The following is a 16,164-nucleotide window of genomic DNA, read 5'->3' on the forward strand; positions in this document are numbered from 1 at the left end:
AAAACGCCTGCCACTTAATGTCAAGTGAAAAAAAGTCAGATAAATATAAACTGAAACGACATTTTGACTTGTTATTATTTGAAAAATTTATTATTAAATTTTGATATTTTTGCCCGACAACCTTATATGCGATACAATTGAAAAGTCATTTCTTTTTTAATAGCCTGCCGGTAAAATACCGGGCATCATACAGGGATTATTATACCTATCAAAACCTGGTTGCTATAAGGGCCGGAAGTATCATATTCCTTGTGCTGAATGTTATTATAAGGATACTATACTTTGTTTTTCCGGTGAGCCTTACACGCGCTCAAAATTTTCCTGAATTTAGCCTAAGTAATTGGGTATTTATTATTTTAACTCCTATTTTTCTGATTCTGAGTAACCTGCTCATCGCCAATTTTAAAAGCCACAAAAAATCAACTGCCGCAATGGCATTACTGGTATTTCTATTTTCGGTTTATATTATATCCTGTGGCATGTATTCAAGTTTCATTGCCACATCCGACCCCAGCAACGCATTAACATTATATCTTATCGCCTTAAGTTTGATAAGTGCTATATACGTGTTTGAATATTATGAGACCATTATATTAATAATAACTATTGAGATATTGTTTACCGGCCTGTTGTTTTATAGCCAAACCAGCTCAACCCAAATGGTGTATAACCAGCTGATATCGGCTATTCTGCTTTCTGCTTTTTACCTCACTTCCAGGTACTTTTTCTCTTATAAAGTTAACTATTATCAGCAGGTGATCGAGATCAGAGAAAAAAATGTAGAAATAGAAAAAGCGGGCGAATTTAAGAATCAGGTATTAGGTATGGTGGCACACGACCTCCGTAACCCTATCGCAGCGGTGGAGTCGCTGGCCATGATCATGGAAATGGACCATGACCTAAACGATGAAATGCAGGAAAACCTGAATATGATGAAAGCCTCGTGTGTTAAGGCCCGAACTATTATTGACGATCTGCTGGAAGCTGCCCGCAACGATACCGGCGACGTTTTCGACATGGAAAGAACAGAGCTGAACCAATTGTTAAAAGGCATTGTGAATGATTGGGAGATACAACAAGATCTCAAAACAGATGTAATATTTACCAGCAACATTAACCCTGCCTATGCCAAAGTGAATAAGGAAAAATTGCATCGTGCAGTAGATAACCTGATTAGCAACGCCATCAAATTTTCAAAAGATAATAGCCGGGTAGATGTACGGCTGAATAAAAAGAACGAAGAACTGATTATTGAGGTACAAGACTATGGCCTGGGTATTCCTGCCGACATGCTTCCGGATATATTTAACCGTTTTTCAAAAGCACGGAGGACCGGTGTCCGAGGTGAAGAATCAACCGGCCTTGGCCTGAGTATTGTGCGCCAGATAATCGAAAAACATAATGGTGTGATTGACGTAGAAAGCATTGTAGGCCGCGGTACCGTTTTTTATATAAAACTGCCTGTTGCCTGGTTGGGGTAACATAAAAGGCCCCCAATGATCATTGAGGACCTTTTTAAATTTAACTCTTTTTATTTTCTTGTTTACGATTGCTATCGCGATTTGATGTTTGGTCAGATCGTTGTCCGCCGCCATTACTGATACCGGCACGTTTTTGAGCTGCCTTTTGATCATAAAATGCTCTGTCTGATGTTGAACTACCCTGCATGTTTCCACCGTTTTTAAGATCCTGTTGAGTTTTCATAATATTAAAATTAAGTGTACAATAACAGGAATAAAACAATAACTATGCCGATGGGAAACACTATCCCCGCATTACCCCTATCCGGTTGCCCTTCCAACCCGGGAACAGGATATGATCATTATTAATACTCAGGTGTTTATCTGCTACTTCGCTAAATACACTTCTGAAATCGGTAGTAACAGCCAGATCTCGCCCGTCTTCCAGATTTTCGATAGCTAATGGCTGCATATTACCATGTACCAGCCCACCATTGATATCATTACCTAAAATAAAGTTACATGAAGCCCGGCCATGATCGGTACCGCCAGTACCGTTCTGGTGTACGGTGCGCCCAAATTCGGTCATAGTCATCACCGTAACATCATCCTGATAAGCTTCCAGATCGCACCATAAGGCACTGATGCTGTCACTTAAGTCGGCCACATTACGGGCAAATATGCCGTTTTCAGTCCCCTGGTTAAAGTGTGTGTCCCAGCCGTTTGATTCGGCAAAGGCTACCTCCAATCCCACATCCATTTTAACCAATTGGGCAATTTGCTTTAACGAATTACCCAGTGCCGAATTTGGATATACCGCGTTGTTGGCCGGTGTATAGTTTTTAATATTTGTTTTTTGCAGCATTTTAACCGCCTCAAAGCTTTCTTTACCAGTTTGTTTTAGCAGGCTGGATGAAGTTTGATCATACAGATCTTCAAAGCTTTTGGCGGCCATATTGGCGCCCATGGGATTACCGCGCATCTGGATGGCGAAATCCTGGAGATTGCTGATGGATACGGAAGGATTATCACCATAAAAAGACCGCGGCATAGCCGATGTCATGCTCACCGCGGTAAATGGCGTCATGGCATCATGTCCCAGTAAGCCAACCGCCCGGTTGAGCCAGCCGCTTGAGGTACCTTTATTGAAAGGCGTACCCGATTCCATATAATCCTGTGCGTCAAAATGCGAACGGGTATTGTTTGGCGACCCAATGCCCTGCACTATGCCCAATCGTTTTTCGCGAAACAAAGGTTCAAAAGCTTTCATGGAAGGGTGCAAGCCAAACCTGCCGTCCAGATCAATAAGCGGGGAGCTATTACCCGTTTTCGCTGCCGACATAAACAATGTTGGCCGGGCGTCTTTTAAATATTGGTCGGTAAACGGTGTCACCGCCATCAGGCCATCCATCGCCCCTCTTTGGAATATGCAGATCAGCGTTTTACGTTTTTTATAGGGCGATATGATCTTTTCGCTCGCGGCGGCTTCGGCCAAAAAGCCGGGAATGCCACCCATTAAACCTACACCCAATAAGGCTAAGCCGCCCGATTTTAAAAATCCTCTTCTTGATACCATGATCGTATGCTTTTATAAATTAACGTCGTTGATATTCTGGTGAACCGATGATCACACCCACTACCTGCCCCAGCATGGAATTGTTGCCTCCCGGTTTTTGCATAGCTATTACATTATTTGGCCGCTTACCTTGAGCAGCCAATTTATTATCGGCCATCATCTTCACGGGAGCGGTCATGGTCATGCTGGCAGGCTGCCCTTCTTTTACATAAAGCTTGTTGGAGCTTGCTTCGTCAACCCGTTGTGCCAGGTTAGGGTCGGTAAGCAATGGTGTAAGCCGTTTGATGGTTTCGTCGAGTTTACGTTCCGGCATGATCAGTTTGCTGTAGATTTCCAATGCGGCTTGTGCGCTTTCGGGCTCATGATGGTTGTTTAGCGCGGCCAGATCTATCTTTACACCTGGTATACGCCCGGCTGCCAGCGCCAGGCCAAAATTCATGCGGTTAAGTAAAGCACCCGTATTGATCCAATACTGTCCCTTATCCGGAAAACCGGTTGGGGCCTGGTAATAATACACCTTCTCGCCCATTTTATTGATCCAATTGTATAACTGATAAGGCTGTGCAATGCTGGCGTGCAAACTGCGTACTGAGCCGATAGCGAGCTCAAACGGCGATTTTGTCTTTTCGCGCAAGGCCGATGAATTCCAGAATTCGGGCGCGCTTACCATGGTAATGAGCACCTGTTTGATATCGCCATCCTTATCCATGAATGTTTTGGCCATCTTATTGATCAGGCTCTGTGGTGGGTTGTCGCTTACAAAACGCACTGCTATTTTACGACTGATAAACTTTGCCGTAGCCGGACTATGCGCCAGCATGGACAATAACTGTACCCCTTCCTGATATCCATCATCCGGACCAAAATGTTTACCTAAAACCACCTTCTCCGTTTTATCATGCCGGTTATCGTTGAACAGGAAATCGCTATCCCGAACAAAGCCCCGCTTTTCCAAACGATCGGCCCCTATTTTATCCATGATGTTTTTACCCAGCTTACCGTATTGGCCCATTGGATATATTGTCCAGCCGGTTAATACTTTGGCCGCCTGGGTTACATCCTGTTGGGTATACCCTCCATCAACACCAAGCGTATGCAATTCCATTACCTCACGGGCATAATTTTCATTTAACCCTTGTGTACTTTTTGCCTTTTGTAATTTATTAACCAAAGCAACACGCCTTCCGCTATCCACCATTTGGCCAGACATATTTTGCAGTTGCGCGGCGCGGATGAGTCTTTTTGCAGCCGGCTTATCCATGTTAGCAGCCGAACTGGTAAAATTATCGAGGTAATACAGCATGGCCGGTGATTTGGCCGTAGCCAGCAAAATATCATTGAATTTACCCAGGGCATTAGGACGGATCACATCCCGCTCATAGGCTGGTATAAATTGCGCGCAATCGTTTTTGGTGATAGATACATTAAAATGGTTAAACCAAAAGCTCGTCATTACCTCCTGTAATTGGTTATTGGTGTAAGCGGCACGTAATATCTTTTGGTTGATAAACTGCCGAAAAAGCTCCTGCTCTGGCTTCATCCCATTTTGCTGCATATAATTTTGCAGCACATCTTTGTAGGCTTTTTGGTCAGTTTTTACCGAATCCTTATTTACTACCCCGGCATTTATAGCCATTCGGAGTACCTGCGCGTTTTTTGGAAACTCAGTAACTACTTGCGTATTACTCAATTTAAGGGCATCATACGGCGCTAACAGGCGGTTAAGAGAATCATCCGGAAGATCGGCATCCATTTGCTGCTTAAACCAGTTTTCCAGACCTGATTTTACTAATTCGTCAATTTCGCCGGGGGTAGCTCCATAGGTAAACCTGCTCAGTAAATGGGCTGCCGCCTGCCGCTCTGTTAAACCCTGTTGCCGGTACGGAAACCGCCACTTGAAGGGCAAATAAGGGTTGCGCACAATAAAAAATGAGGAAAGCACTACTGTCCCCAAAATCAGTAACGTAATGCAACAAAGGTACTTTATGGTCTTTTTCATAGATGATCAGTTGCGCAGGATCATGAATTACAGATGTTTTGACTTTAATATGACGTTTTGGTTTAACTATAAATTTGAGTTTTTTGTGTTAACTTTCTGTTAATTACATTCATTTTATGTTTATTAAACCAAATGAGCCCTCGTTTGTCATATCAAGCAAACCATCAATAAAAAGATAATGAAAAAATTAATTATAATCATAACATTGGTAACCGGCTTAAACGTATTGGCCAATGCCCAGCAACAAACCGCTAAAACACCTGCCCAAAAGGCTGCGCATAAAACAGAAAACCTGCAAAAGAAACTAAAACTTACTGCCAGTCAAACCAAGCAGGTGAATGCCTTATTTTTAACCGAGGCCACACGCGTAGATAGTTTAAAAGCACATAAGACTAATAAAAAAGCAAACAAAGCCGCTCACAAAGCGATACAGGCCCAAACAGATCAAAAATTGAATACCATTTTAACCGCCGATCAACAAAAGGCATTCGCCGATCTAAAAGTTGCCAAAAAAGCAAAACATGATCAGAAAAAAGCTGCCGATGCGGCTAATGCTGCTCCAAAGCAATAATTAATACGATCAAATAAAAGTTCAGAAGGCTGTTCCTATTTGGGACAGCTTTTTGTATCTGCCTGAAGTGTCCCGGCGTACGGCCTTTGCAAAGAAATGTTTCGGTTTTTTGATCTTTTTTGTCAGCGAAAAGCAATTTAATTTGCAAGCCTGACAGTAAATACCCTCATAATTTACAAATTCTCATCATTTCAGGAGTAATTATTAACATATGTTACATGATAAATCTAATTGATATTCAATACTTAACTGTAAAAACCACACTTAATTATATTATTAATATCATATCCTAAGTGTTGTATGATTAACAAATTGTTAACACCTAAATATTATCATTGAAACTATTGCAATATTAAACAGACTTTGTATATTTGTGCCATAGTTATTTGTAAGGAGCTGACAGGCAGCAAACGATGGTTCGACTCCTCCCTTGCAACTCTTCTCATAATTTAGGTTTATAATTGGTTAGAACGCGCCCCTGCCCATCAGGGGCGCTTCTTGTTTCTATACATTTTTGCTCCGGGCAAACAAACGCTACAAGCTGCTGTATTTATTAACAAATAACCTGTCCTATGAAAAATCCGGCTACCCTCATTTTAAAACATGCAGACGGCAGTTCAAGAAACATTATTATTGAACCTATACTACGGCCCGATCTTACAAACACCGGCACTTACAAGATCTATAAAACTACTATCGATAACGAATCGACCTTGTTTACCGAGAACCTGGAGATAGATGAAGGCGCGCCTGCCCTACCCGATGAGGCTAATCCTGATTACCTGGGCAGTATGGTAATAGAGCCCATGCCTCAACAATGGAAATATACCGGCGACCTGCTTACATCTGATGAGCAGCAACAGATCGCCGATTTTATAGAACAACAAGCATTTTAATCAAACCCTTTTACTTTCATCTGCATGGTATACACTGCTTTTGAAGCGGTAATAAACAGGATATCCCTGTTTTTGCCGCCGAAGCATACATTGGCCGACCATGGTTCATCAATATCAATATGCCCTATTTTTTCGCCCTGGGGGTTTACAATGGTAACTCCTTTACCGCATAAGTAAATGTTTCCGCGCTCGTCGATAGCCATACCATCGGATCCCTGGGCAAAAAACAGGGTACGATTGCTTAGAGAGCCATCTTTATTGATGTCATACTTATAGATCTTATTATCGCCGATATCAGCTACATACAATATTTTGCCATCAGGTGTACCTACAATACCATTTGGGCGCACAAATTTATCGTCCACAATAACAGCTTTATGTTTGCCTTTAGCCAGGTAATATAATTTCTGACCGTCCAGATCGGGCTTTTTGCGGGTCCAGTAATCACGCTGATAATACGGGTCCGTGATATAAATACCGCCATTAGGATGGATCCAGACATCATTAGGACCATTAAACAGATGCCCTTCATAATCCTTTAGCAACACTGTAACTTTACCTTTGGGACTGATGGACCATAGCTCATCCTTAGCATCGGCACAGCTGATGAGGTTGCCTTTTTTATCAAAATACATCCCGTTGGAACGACCTGCACTATCCAGAAAAACCGACAGCTTACCGTCGGTATCATACTTCCAGATCTTGTTATTGGGTTGATCGGTAAAGAATATATTGCCCTGTTTATCTACAGCAGGCCCTTCGGTAAAGGAAAATTGTTTGGATACCAGCTGCGGTTTGGTACCCGGATCATACAGATCGGTAGCACCCTGGCTAAACGCCCTGCCCGCCGCTATTGTCAAAAACAGGAATACCGAAGTTAATTTTCTCATCATCATTTGTATTAGGTTTCAAAATGTTAAAGTACGAAGTTCAAAAACTTTTTAAAGCAATAATTTTAACACTTTTCTCATCGAAAACAGGCCAGAATCAGCTTAAAAATCGTTCATAACCATCGATTTTAACACTTTTTAACAAATTCCAACGCGATTTTGAGCAGTTTTTAAAACTTTAAAAAGTGTTAAACAATTTATTTACAATACATAAAATATAAATCGATCGGTTTTTGGTCTTGTTTTTCTCTTAACCAAACAGCCCGGTACTCTGATAAAAGAGAACCGGGCTGCTGTATATACGAAGATACGAAAATAAGTCCGAAGTTTTAAGTCTCAAGTCCTGATTGCTGAATTTAAACTATCGCGCGGTGCCGACTCCCCCAGGGCATGGCTACGCTCGCCGCGCCTCTCCATGCGTCATTGCGTAGCGTGGCAATCCCCCACTCACAGAGACACTCTGCATATCGGGGATTGCCACGTCGTTCCTCCCCCAATGACGCGCCGGGGAAAATGCGCAAATTCACTCCTCTTTCCGCCGCAGGCGAAGAGAGTGATCCAGCGAAGCGCAGATCGGGTGAGTTAATTTCTCTCCCTTCCACCCCTTCTAAAAAAACTCACGCCCAAACTCATTAAAAACGCTATTTTTGCAAATTATTTAAAATACCGTTTATAGCATGAGTATTGCACTATCCGAACAGGAAATTATACGCCGCCAATCTTTACAACAATTAAGGGAATTGGGTATTAACCCATACCCTGCCGAAGCTTTTGATGTTAACGCCTGGGCACAGGACATTACCGATAACTTTAAGGACAAACCCGAGGCCTACCAAAATGTAGTAATTGCCGGTCGTATCATGACCCGCCGTATTATGGGTAGCGCGTCATTTGCCGAGGTCCAGGATTCAACCGGTCGCGTACAGATCTATATTAAGCGCGATGATATTTGTCCGGATGAGGATAAAACCCTTTACAATACCGTATTCAAAAAACTGCTGGACATTGGCGATTACGTAGGTGTTAAAGGTTATGTATTTTTAACCCAGACCGGCGAAATATCGGTTCACGTTCGTGAGCTGATCGTGCTTTCTAAATCATTAAAACCACTGCCGGTTGTAAAACGCGAAGATGACGGCACCATCCATGATGGTTTTACCGATCCGGAGCTGCGTTACCGCCAGCGCTATGTGGATTTAACCGTTAACCCCGAATACAAAAATATTTTTATTAATCGCTCCAAAGTGATCAGCGCTATGCGCGGTTATTTTAATACCCAGGGCTGGATGGAAGTGGAAACCCCTATCCTGCAGCCTGTGCATGGCGGTGCGGCGGCGAGGCCGTTTGCTACGCACCATAACACGCTGGATATGCCCCTGTTTTTGCGTATCGCCAACGAACTGTACCTGAAACGTTTGATCGTAGCCGGTTTTGATGGTGTGTATGAGTTTGGTAAAATGTTCCGTAACGAGGGCATGGACCGCACCCACAACCCGGAGTTTACCGCCATGGAGATCTATGTAGCCTATAAAGACTATATATGGATGATGAAAATGGTTGAAGAATGCCTGGAAACAGTTGCCAAAGCGGTGCATGGTATCCCGGTGGTACAGGTGGGCAATAATGAGATCAACTTTGCAGGCCCGTATGAAAAACTGTCGATGTATGATTCTATCCTGAAATATACGGGTATCGATGTATCGGCTATGGACGAAGCCGCTTTGCGCCAAACCTGCGCCGAGCTCAAAATAGAAGTTAACCCAACCATGGGTAAAGGAAAACTGATCGACGAGATCTTCAGCGCTAAAGTGGAGGCCAACCTGATCCAGCCAACCTATATTACCGACTACCCTATCGAAATGACCCCACTGGCAAAAAAACACCGCAGCAAGGATGGCCTTGTGGAGCGTTTTGAGCTATTTGTGAACGGCAAGGAGATAGCGAATGCCTACTCGGAATTAAACGACCCTATCGATCAGCGTGAACGTTTGGAGGAGCAATTGATACTGGCAGGTAGAGGCGACGACGAAGCAATGGCCATGGACGACGACTTTTTACGCGCCCTGGAATATGGTATGCCGCCAACATCGGGCCTGGGTATCGGTATCGACCGTTTGGTGATGCTGATGACCAACCAAAGCACCATACAGGAAGTATTGTTCTTCCCGCAGATGCGCCCCGAGAAAAAGGCCAAAGTAGCCACAGCCGAAGATTTTGTAAATATAGGTGTACCCGCCGAATGGGTACCCGTACTGAATAAAATGGGCTTCAACACCGTTGAAGAGCTCAAAGCGGGCAACCCCAACAAAGTTTTCAACGACCTGGGCGGTATGCGCAAAAAACTAAAACTGGATATTACCATGCCGACCAAAGAAGTGGTAATGGCCTGGTTTGAATAATTCTGAACCTTGATTTAAGGATTTCAGGATCAACTTGATCTTTTTGAAGAGACGCATGTAATGCGTCTCTTTTTTTTGACCCTAAGCACAGATGAAGATTAAAACACCATCATGAATTATTATCAATAATATTTTTCCTTCACAAATAAGTCAAAATAATTATAAACCCTATAAAATACATCACAAATAAGATTATTATGTACTTTCGCGGAATATTATTCATTAACATTATTTATCACATGAAAAAAACAGTATTTTTTCTCTTTATTATTACTACGCTTTGGTCATGCAAACGCGATGACCTTGTACCTTCAAACAGCAATACAACTGTTAATGGAGGAAAACTTAAACCATTATCTCAAGGAGACGGCAAGTGGGATGTATTAGGCTATGGAATAGATATTACCGATAATATGCTTGATGTTTCCAGCATATCTGATGCACCAATTTTTGACATGACAAGGTTTGAGAAAGATTATCTTAATAGAATTAACGTAAGCACGGCAACAGAAGGTTCAGAAAATTATTACAGCGGAGTTACAGCGTATGATTATTTGAAAGATGTTACTAAAAAAACATCATTTGATCTTGATGCAAACAGCAACCCAAAACCAGGTCCTGCTAAAATTGAAGGAGCTTCGCCAACAGAGGAGAAGCAACCATTTTTTAGTGGTAGTTTGAGCAAAAACAGCTCTGATGAAAACAAAACCACCTATTCAAACAGATATTCATATGCAACTTTTGAAGAAGTTCAAAGGGTAAAAAAAATAGCATTTACCGGTGATGTAACTATGGATCTGCTGATGCAATATTTAACACCTGAATTTGTAAACAATGTAGCCAGCATGAGTGCGGATGACTTAGTAAAAAGATATGGCACACATGTATTATTAGATATAAGCATAGGAGGGCGTTTAAGGTTTAATTATAGCGGTACTATAATAACCGAAAGTGATTATACAAAAAAAACATCAGATGTTAAAGCAGGGTTGGGTTTTAGTTTAGCTAAAGTTATTGGTATTAATATAAATGCTGATAAAAGTACTGAAGAAGTAACTCAAATTACAACAGAAACGCGCGATAAACAATACACTGCTAAGTATTATGGGGGAACGAATTCGGGCAGAAGCGTATCAATTGACAAAGACGGAAATTCAAGCGAAACCATCAATCTTGCAAGCTGGCAGCAGAGCGTTAACGCCACTAATGCCGCGTTGATTGGTATAGGAAAAGCGCTTTTTCTTTATAATTTTATAGCTGATCCTGCTAAGAAGGCACTGGTTAAGGCCGCTGTTGAAAAACATATAGCAGATAGTCAAATAACTATAGTTAATGATCCCGTTGATGCTATATGGTATCCTAATACAACCATGTTATCACGAGGAGAAACTATTCTGTCCAAGAACGGGCAATACGCGTTGGTTCTGGCAGGTGGAGACGGCAATTTGGTATTAATTAAGCGTTCAACCGGAGAAGCATTGTGGGCCACTAATAAATATGGTCCAGACGGAGGAACCAAAGTAATCATGGCAGCTGATGGGAATATGCTTGTTTTTTCATATAACCGCATGGTATGGGCTGCTAATTTTTATTGGCAAGGCATGGATCTTACCGGCTCTAAGTCTATATATTACATCCTTCAGGATGATGGCAACTTAGTTTTGATGAACAGTGGCAAAGCTGTAGCAACAACAGAAACCTATGGCGGACGTAAGAGTACCCATTTTGGATCTTTAAAGAAAATGTAGAGAGACACATATTCTCTGTTCAGTAACAAACAAAAAAAGAGACGCATTACTTGCGTTTCTTTTTTGTTTGTACCCTATCCCCGCTATCGTAAAACCCTTGTTAACAATTCGCTGCTAATTCTTTGTATTTTTTAGTTTAACATGAGCAAAATCTTCTTCCTGCTACCACAAGCATCCTGCTTACTGTGCAGAGGAACTAATTGACTCCATTACCTTAGGCTATTCGGCACGTAGTCTTGCTATTGGATTTTCTTTAGCAGCCTGAAAAACTTTAGTCCCATATTAAAATACTCGTTTGCAATATGAAAACATAACATGTTCGCCTCCAAGGGGACGAAACATGTTATGGGTGCCGGGATTGCTCATTTAAACAAGCGATGTCAAAAAATACTATATTAGCCCGGTATTGTGTTAAAAAAATCATCACATCGCATTAATCAAAATTATGATGTCAACTATCGGTTTCTTGATTGTCGCCGCGCTTCTTTTATATGGCATCTACAAAACTTAATTGCTCTTTTTAATGTGTTTCCTGATTCTGCCTTTCGAACATTCCTGCTATCACCATCCGGTAAGGTAATAATTGGCTTCATATCCCCCATAATTCTTTAAATACTATTTGTATACTTTATGATAAATTTTTCAGGGATTCACTGCTAAATTAAAGATAATTTTCCCTTCACTTACGCAAATATCCGACTTGCGATGGCCGGGCTAATACCACTATCGCTATACCTGATTCCATCACTGACGAAACAATAGGCAAACCTTAACCGTTATTTTCAGGGTATGAAACACTGGTGTTTGCGGATGGGACTGGCTGTGCTGCTGCTTATAGAAGCAACAGGCTGTGGTATGGTAAGGTCACTGGGGAAAGATCCGAAGGGCGAAGCGCTTGCCCGGTTGGATACTGTGTCGAATTACAAAAATGGCAGTTTCGAAAATCTGGCCGAACGTTCCGACTCTACAGTCAAGCGCAGCCGGCTACGTATGATGCTACACCGTCGCCCTAAAACCATCAGACCCTCTCATGCACTGCCATGGGTTAAAACTGATTTAAAGGCACTGCCTGCTCCTGCACCTACTATCGTTTGGTTCGGGCATTCCTCTTTACTCATCAAAACCAGGCAGAATAACATACTTATCGATCCTATTTTCAGTAATCATGCCGGACCGGTACCTGGATTGATCACGGCATTTCCGGGCACCAAACATTATCATGCAGAGGATATGCCGCCGATTGATGTGCTGATCATTTCGCATGACCACTATGATCACCTGGATTATCGCACCATAAAAAAACTAAAAGGCCATATTAAACTGGCGGTAGTGCCGCTGGGTGTTGGTTCCGATCTGATATACTGGGGATTTGATCCTAAAAAGATCATCGAACTGAATTGGAACCAGTCGGCCATTCTGCCTGGTGACCTCCGGATCACTGCTACCCCGGCACAGCACCGCAGCAACCGTTCGTATAGCAAAGAAAATAAAACACTTTGGGCATCGTACGTGATACAGGCAGGTAGTTACCGGCTGTTTTACAGTGGCGATAGTGGCTATGGACCACACTTTAAACAAATAGGTCAGCAATACGGTCCATTTGACCTTGCGCTGCTGGAATGCGGACAATACAGTCCAAACTGGCCTTGGACGCATCTGTGGCTCGGGCAAGCTGCCCAGGCTGCTGTCGACCTGAATGCCCATTTGCTACAACCTATCCACTGGGCCAAGTTTGTGGAGGCAGATCATCCCTGGAACGAACCTATAGAAAAGCTTCTGCCCGCTGCCAAAAAGCTGGGCATCCAGGTAAATGTTCCGCGTATCGGGGAGCCTTATACTTTAGGAGACCCGCCTAAAACATTAGTCTGGTGGAACTTTAAATAAATCAGGGGCTTTTGTGAAAAGTCTTGAGTAGACAAAAGTCTTTAAATTACTATCTGCAAATACACACGTGACACATGTATACTTGCAGACGACTCAATTCTTTTATTTTTTTAAAACCAATAATAATTCGTCCAGTTTTTCCAGTGTCGCTATCATGCCTTGTTCCATACCCATTTGGATAACCTGCTCCAAATCTGAAAGTGATTTATAGGTAACGATAGTTTCTACTAAAGCGTTTTCTTCTTTGTCGGTAAAAGTTACCAGCCATTCTGCACGCGGCAAGTCTTTGTTTATTTCACCTTCTGCATTACTGAAAGCATCTAAAGATGTATAGTAGTCAATCGGCTTTATTTTTACATATTCTGTATAACCCCAGTATTCTGTGCCGTTTGGTTCTACCATAGCATAGTGCCAATGTCCTCCTTCACGAAAATCCATTGATTTTGTCCTGGTGGTTAATGGTTTGGGGGCAAACCAGCGGTCAAGCAATTCGCTCTTGGTGTAACAGTCCCAAATCAATTGCCGGTCGGCTAAAAATTCACGCCTGATTGTTAATGTATTTTTTACCTTGTCTGCAATAAAGTCGAAGTACAAATTATGATTCATTATTTTTTATTTTTAATAGTTGATAAAAGTTCGTCGAGCTGATGAAAACGGGTTTCCCAAATCTGCCGGAATTGTTCCAGCCATTTGTCCACCTCTTTCATTTTGTCAATCTCTAATTGATAATAAATTTCCCGGCCCTGGTGCTCTTGTTTCACCAGTTCGCATTCAGTTAAAACTCTTAGATGTTTTGAAATTGCCTGCCGTGTAGTATCAAAATGCTCGGCAATAGCATTAGGTGTCATTGCCTGTATGGCTATTAAAGCGATGATCGCCCTGCGTGTCGGATCGGCTATGGCTTGAAAAATATCTCGTCTCATTGAAGTGTTTTTTATACTGGCTCGAATTATAATGATTAAGCCCTGTAACCAAAATTATTTCCTGATCATGGGCAGGTACTTTTCCCGGTTGTCAATAATTACCCAAAGAATAATGGCGATCAACGCAAATACCATAGGCAAACCAGATGGAGCCATACTGATGTTGGCCAGCATAATGCCAGTTAAAACAGGTACAAGAACTATAGCGCCAAGAGGCCTGGTTCTGGGGATTATCAACAACAAACCGCCAAGGATCTCCATGGCACCCACAAGTGGCATAAGCCAGCCAATTTCCATAAATGCCTTTCCTGCCTTTACCATTTTCTCGGGCATTTCCTTTGGCATCGGTATGTAGTGAAAAAATTTATCCAGGCCAGCGTTAATAAACATCAAACCGGTTAGCAAGCATAAAACAAATAGAATTTTACTTTTCATAATTATTTATTTAAATAAGAAACCAACTGGTTGCAAATATATACGCAACCGACTGGTTTCGCAAATTTTATTAAAAAAATTTCTCCCCTTTTTGCTTATTCTGATCAAATTGAAGGAATGGATCTCTTTATGTGAGTGGAAGGTTGCTTAAATAGCAGGAAAAGCTGAACAAAATTGCCGGGAACGTTATTTTCATAAACTGACGTTTGGCAAACGGTGTAGAATGTATTAATTGTTATTTTTGTTACGGATAAAAGCTTAACAATGTCTATAACTACCGAAGACGAAAAAATTGGCATGCAGCAGGCAAGTAATGCAGTTGCCATTACGCTTAAAAAGATGCGTAAGTTTGCTAAACCTGGCATTTCAACAAAGGAACTTGATGAGTATGGCGGCGAATTGCTGGCACAGATGGGCGCCCGTTCTGCACCTATGCTAACCTATGGTTTCCCTGGGCATACATGTATCAGTATTAATGAGGAAGCTGCGCATGGCATACCATCAGTGGATAAAATCCTAAAAGAAGGCGATCTGGTAAATATTGATGTATCGGCAGAATTAAATGGCTATTGGGCCGACAATGGCGGCTCGTTTGTATTAGGCGAAGATATCCACGGCCATGGCAGGCTGGTAGAAGCATCAAAAGAGATATTGAGAAAGGCGATCAGCAACATTAAAGGTGGTGTCAGAATATCGGAGATAGGCAGGTTGATTGAGACTGAAGCCAAAAAAGTTGGCTACACAGTAATAAAAAACCTGACCGGGCATGGTGTTGGTCGCAGTTTGCACGAAGAACCCCACGAGATAGCTAATTACAGCGACAGGTACAACACTACGCGTTTCAAAAAGAATTCGGTAGTAGCGATAGAGACATTCATTTCAACACGGTCAACAATTGCCGATACCCAAGCCGATGGCTGGACGCTACGCGGTAATAAAGGTGGTTTTGTTGCACAGCACGAACATACCATTATGGTAACTGGCGGTCAGCCGGTAATATTTACAGCGCAGAATGGCATTTGGGATTAATTATCGCACAACAGTAATGTAAACCAGAATTGCTGCCAAAACACCTCCAACTTTTACACCACCTTTTTAATAAGCATGGGCCCGTTTTTTGTAAATCGGGCCTATTTATGTATTTAACATATTACGCTTTTTTTGGCCGATCTGGCTTATGGGGTAGCTATAGGTGTAGGTTTACCTGCATTGCTTTTTAAATAAAACAAGCAAGAAATCGTATACTCATCAATGTAATGATACCGCTGACGCTCGGTTGAAGCAGGGCGGCTTTTTACTGGATCAATCTCCATTGATATGATATAAAGCCCCAGAATCCCATACTGGAAAAATATGTATCCGATATTCAGCGATATGTATAAC

At 42.1% G+C, this 16,164-nt stretch carries 15 protein-coding genes; 7 read left to right on the top strand and 8 right to left on the bottom strand.

What is annotated here, in order from left to right:
• Window positions 1–137 precede the first annotated feature (137 nt).
• Window positions 138–1,481 carry a sensor histidine kinase gene (locus ACNURT_RS17825; RefSeq protein WP_419698864.1) on the top strand — a complete coding sequence of 448 codons (1,344 nt, stop codon included), beginning with the start codon at window positions 138–140 and terminating at the stop codon, window positions 1,479–1,481.
• Window positions 1,482–1,521: 40 nt separating this feature from the next.
• On the opposite strand, the gene ACNURT_RS17830 is transcribed toward ACNURT_RS17825, so the two are convergent.
• From ACNURT_RS17830 to ACNURT_RS17840, 3 genes are read right to left on the bottom strand one after another with little or no spacing between them, the layout of a single operon-like run.
• A complete protein-coding gene (locus ACNURT_RS17830; RefSeq protein WP_370995303.1) occupies window positions 1,522–1,704 on the bottom strand; it encodes a hypothetical protein in 183 nt (60 codons plus the stop codon).
• 60 nt (window positions 1,705–1,764) lie between these two features.
• Window positions 1,765–3,036, bottom strand: coding sequence for a DUF1501 domain-containing protein (locus ACNURT_RS17835; RefSeq protein WP_419698865.1), 1,272 nt, complete (start codon window positions 3,034–3,036; stop codon window positions 1,765–1,767).
• Window positions 3,037–3,055: 19 nt separating this feature from the next.
• Entirely contained in the window at window positions 3,056–5,035 is a 1,980-nt protein-coding gene (locus ACNURT_RS17840; protein ID WP_419698866.1) for a DUF1800 domain-containing protein, read from the bottom strand.
• Window positions 5,036–5,213: 178 nt separating this feature from the next.
• On the opposite strand from ACNURT_RS17840, the gene ACNURT_RS17845 reads away from it, so the two are divergent.
• A complete protein-coding gene (locus ACNURT_RS17845; RefSeq protein ID WP_419698867.1) occupies window positions 5,214–5,606 on the top strand; it encodes a hypothetical protein in 393 nt (130 codons plus the stop codon).
• A 572-nt stretch (window positions 5,607–6,178) separates the two neighbouring features.
• Window positions 6,179–6,502 (top strand): hypothetical protein, encoded by a 324-nt coding sequence (locus ACNURT_RS17850; protein ID WP_370995307.1) that lies wholly within the window; start codon window positions 6,179–6,181, stop codon window positions 6,500–6,502.
• Here the strand turns inward: ACNURT_RS17850 and ACNURT_RS17855 are convergent.
• Window positions 6,499–7,398 carry an SMP-30/gluconolactonase/LRE family protein gene (locus ACNURT_RS17855; protein WP_419698868.1) on the bottom strand — a complete coding sequence of 300 codons (900 nt, stop codon included), beginning with the start codon at window positions 7,396–7,398 and terminating at the stop codon, window positions 6,499–6,501. The genes ACNURT_RS17850 and ACNURT_RS17855 overlap by 4 nt on opposite strands.
• Window positions 7,399–8,069: 671 nt before the next feature.
• Between ACNURT_RS17855 and lysS the strand changes: the two genes are divergently transcribed.
• The 3 genes from lysS to ACNURT_RS17870 all read left to right on the top strand — a co-directional run bounded on the left by lysS (window position 8,070) and on the right by ACNURT_RS17870 (window position 13,423).
• Complete coding sequence (lysS, locus tag ACNURT_RS17860) at window positions 8,070–9,791, top strand: lysine--tRNA ligase (protein WP_419698869.1); 1,722 nt, start codon at window positions 8,070–8,072, stop codon at window positions 9,789–9,791.
• Window positions 9,792–10,030: 239 nt separating this feature from the next.
• A complete protein-coding gene (locus ACNURT_RS17865) occupies window positions 10,031–11,539 on the top strand; it encodes an MAC/perforin domain-containing protein (protein WP_419698870.1) in 1,509 nt (502 codons plus the stop codon).
• A gap of 789 nt (window positions 11,540–12,328) precedes the next feature.
• On the top strand, window positions 12,329–13,423 hold the full coding sequence (locus ACNURT_RS17870) for an MBL fold metallo-hydrolase (RefSeq protein ID WP_419698871.1): 1,095 nt from the start codon (window positions 12,329–12,331) through the stop codon (window positions 13,421–13,423).
• Window positions 13,424–13,525: 102 nt separating this feature from the next.
• On the opposite strand, the gene ACNURT_RS17875 is transcribed toward ACNURT_RS17870, so the two are convergent.
• The 3 genes from ACNURT_RS17875 to ACNURT_RS17885 are packed head-to-tail and all read right to left on the bottom strand — an operon-like array spanning window position 13,526 to window position 14,781.
• A complete protein-coding gene (locus tag ACNURT_RS17875; RefSeq protein ID WP_419698872.1) occupies window positions 13,526–14,029 on the bottom strand; it encodes an SRPBCC family protein in 504 nt (167 codons plus the stop codon).
• Window positions 14,029–14,346 (bottom strand): ArsR/SmtB family transcription factor, encoded by a 318-nt coding sequence (locus tag ACNURT_RS17880; protein WP_370995320.1) that lies wholly within the window; start codon window positions 14,344–14,346, stop codon window positions 14,029–14,031. The genes ACNURT_RS17875 and ACNURT_RS17880 overlap by 1 nt, the downstream gene beginning before the upstream one ends.
• 54 nt (window positions 14,347–14,400) lie before the next feature.
• Window positions 14,401–14,781: a DoxX family membrane protein gene (locus tag ACNURT_RS17885; protein WP_419698873.1), complete on the bottom strand. Its 381-nt coding sequence runs from the start codon at window positions 14,779–14,781 to the stop codon at window positions 14,401–14,403.
• A gap of 264 nt (window positions 14,782–15,045) precedes the next feature.
• Between ACNURT_RS17885 and map the strand changes: the two genes are divergently transcribed.
• Window positions 15,046–15,810 (top strand): type I methionyl aminopeptidase, encoded by a 765-nt coding sequence (gene map / locus ACNURT_RS17890; protein ID WP_419698874.1) that lies wholly within the window; start codon window positions 15,046–15,048, stop codon window positions 15,808–15,810.
• Window positions 15,811–15,956: 146 nt separating this feature from the next.
• Here map and ACNURT_RS17895 read toward each other — a convergent pair whose 3' ends face one another.
• Window positions 15,957–16,094 (bottom strand): hypothetical protein, encoded by a 138-nt coding sequence (locus tag ACNURT_RS17895; protein WP_419698875.1) that lies wholly within the window; start codon window positions 16,092–16,094, stop codon window positions 15,957–15,959.
• Window positions 16,095–16,164 lie beyond the last annotated feature (70 nt).

It is taken from the genome of Mucilaginibacter sp. NFX135 (assembly GCF_048565145.1).
Taxonomy (GTDB): domain Bacteria; phylum Bacteroidota; class Bacteroidia; order Sphingobacteriales; family Sphingobacteriaceae; genus Mucilaginibacter.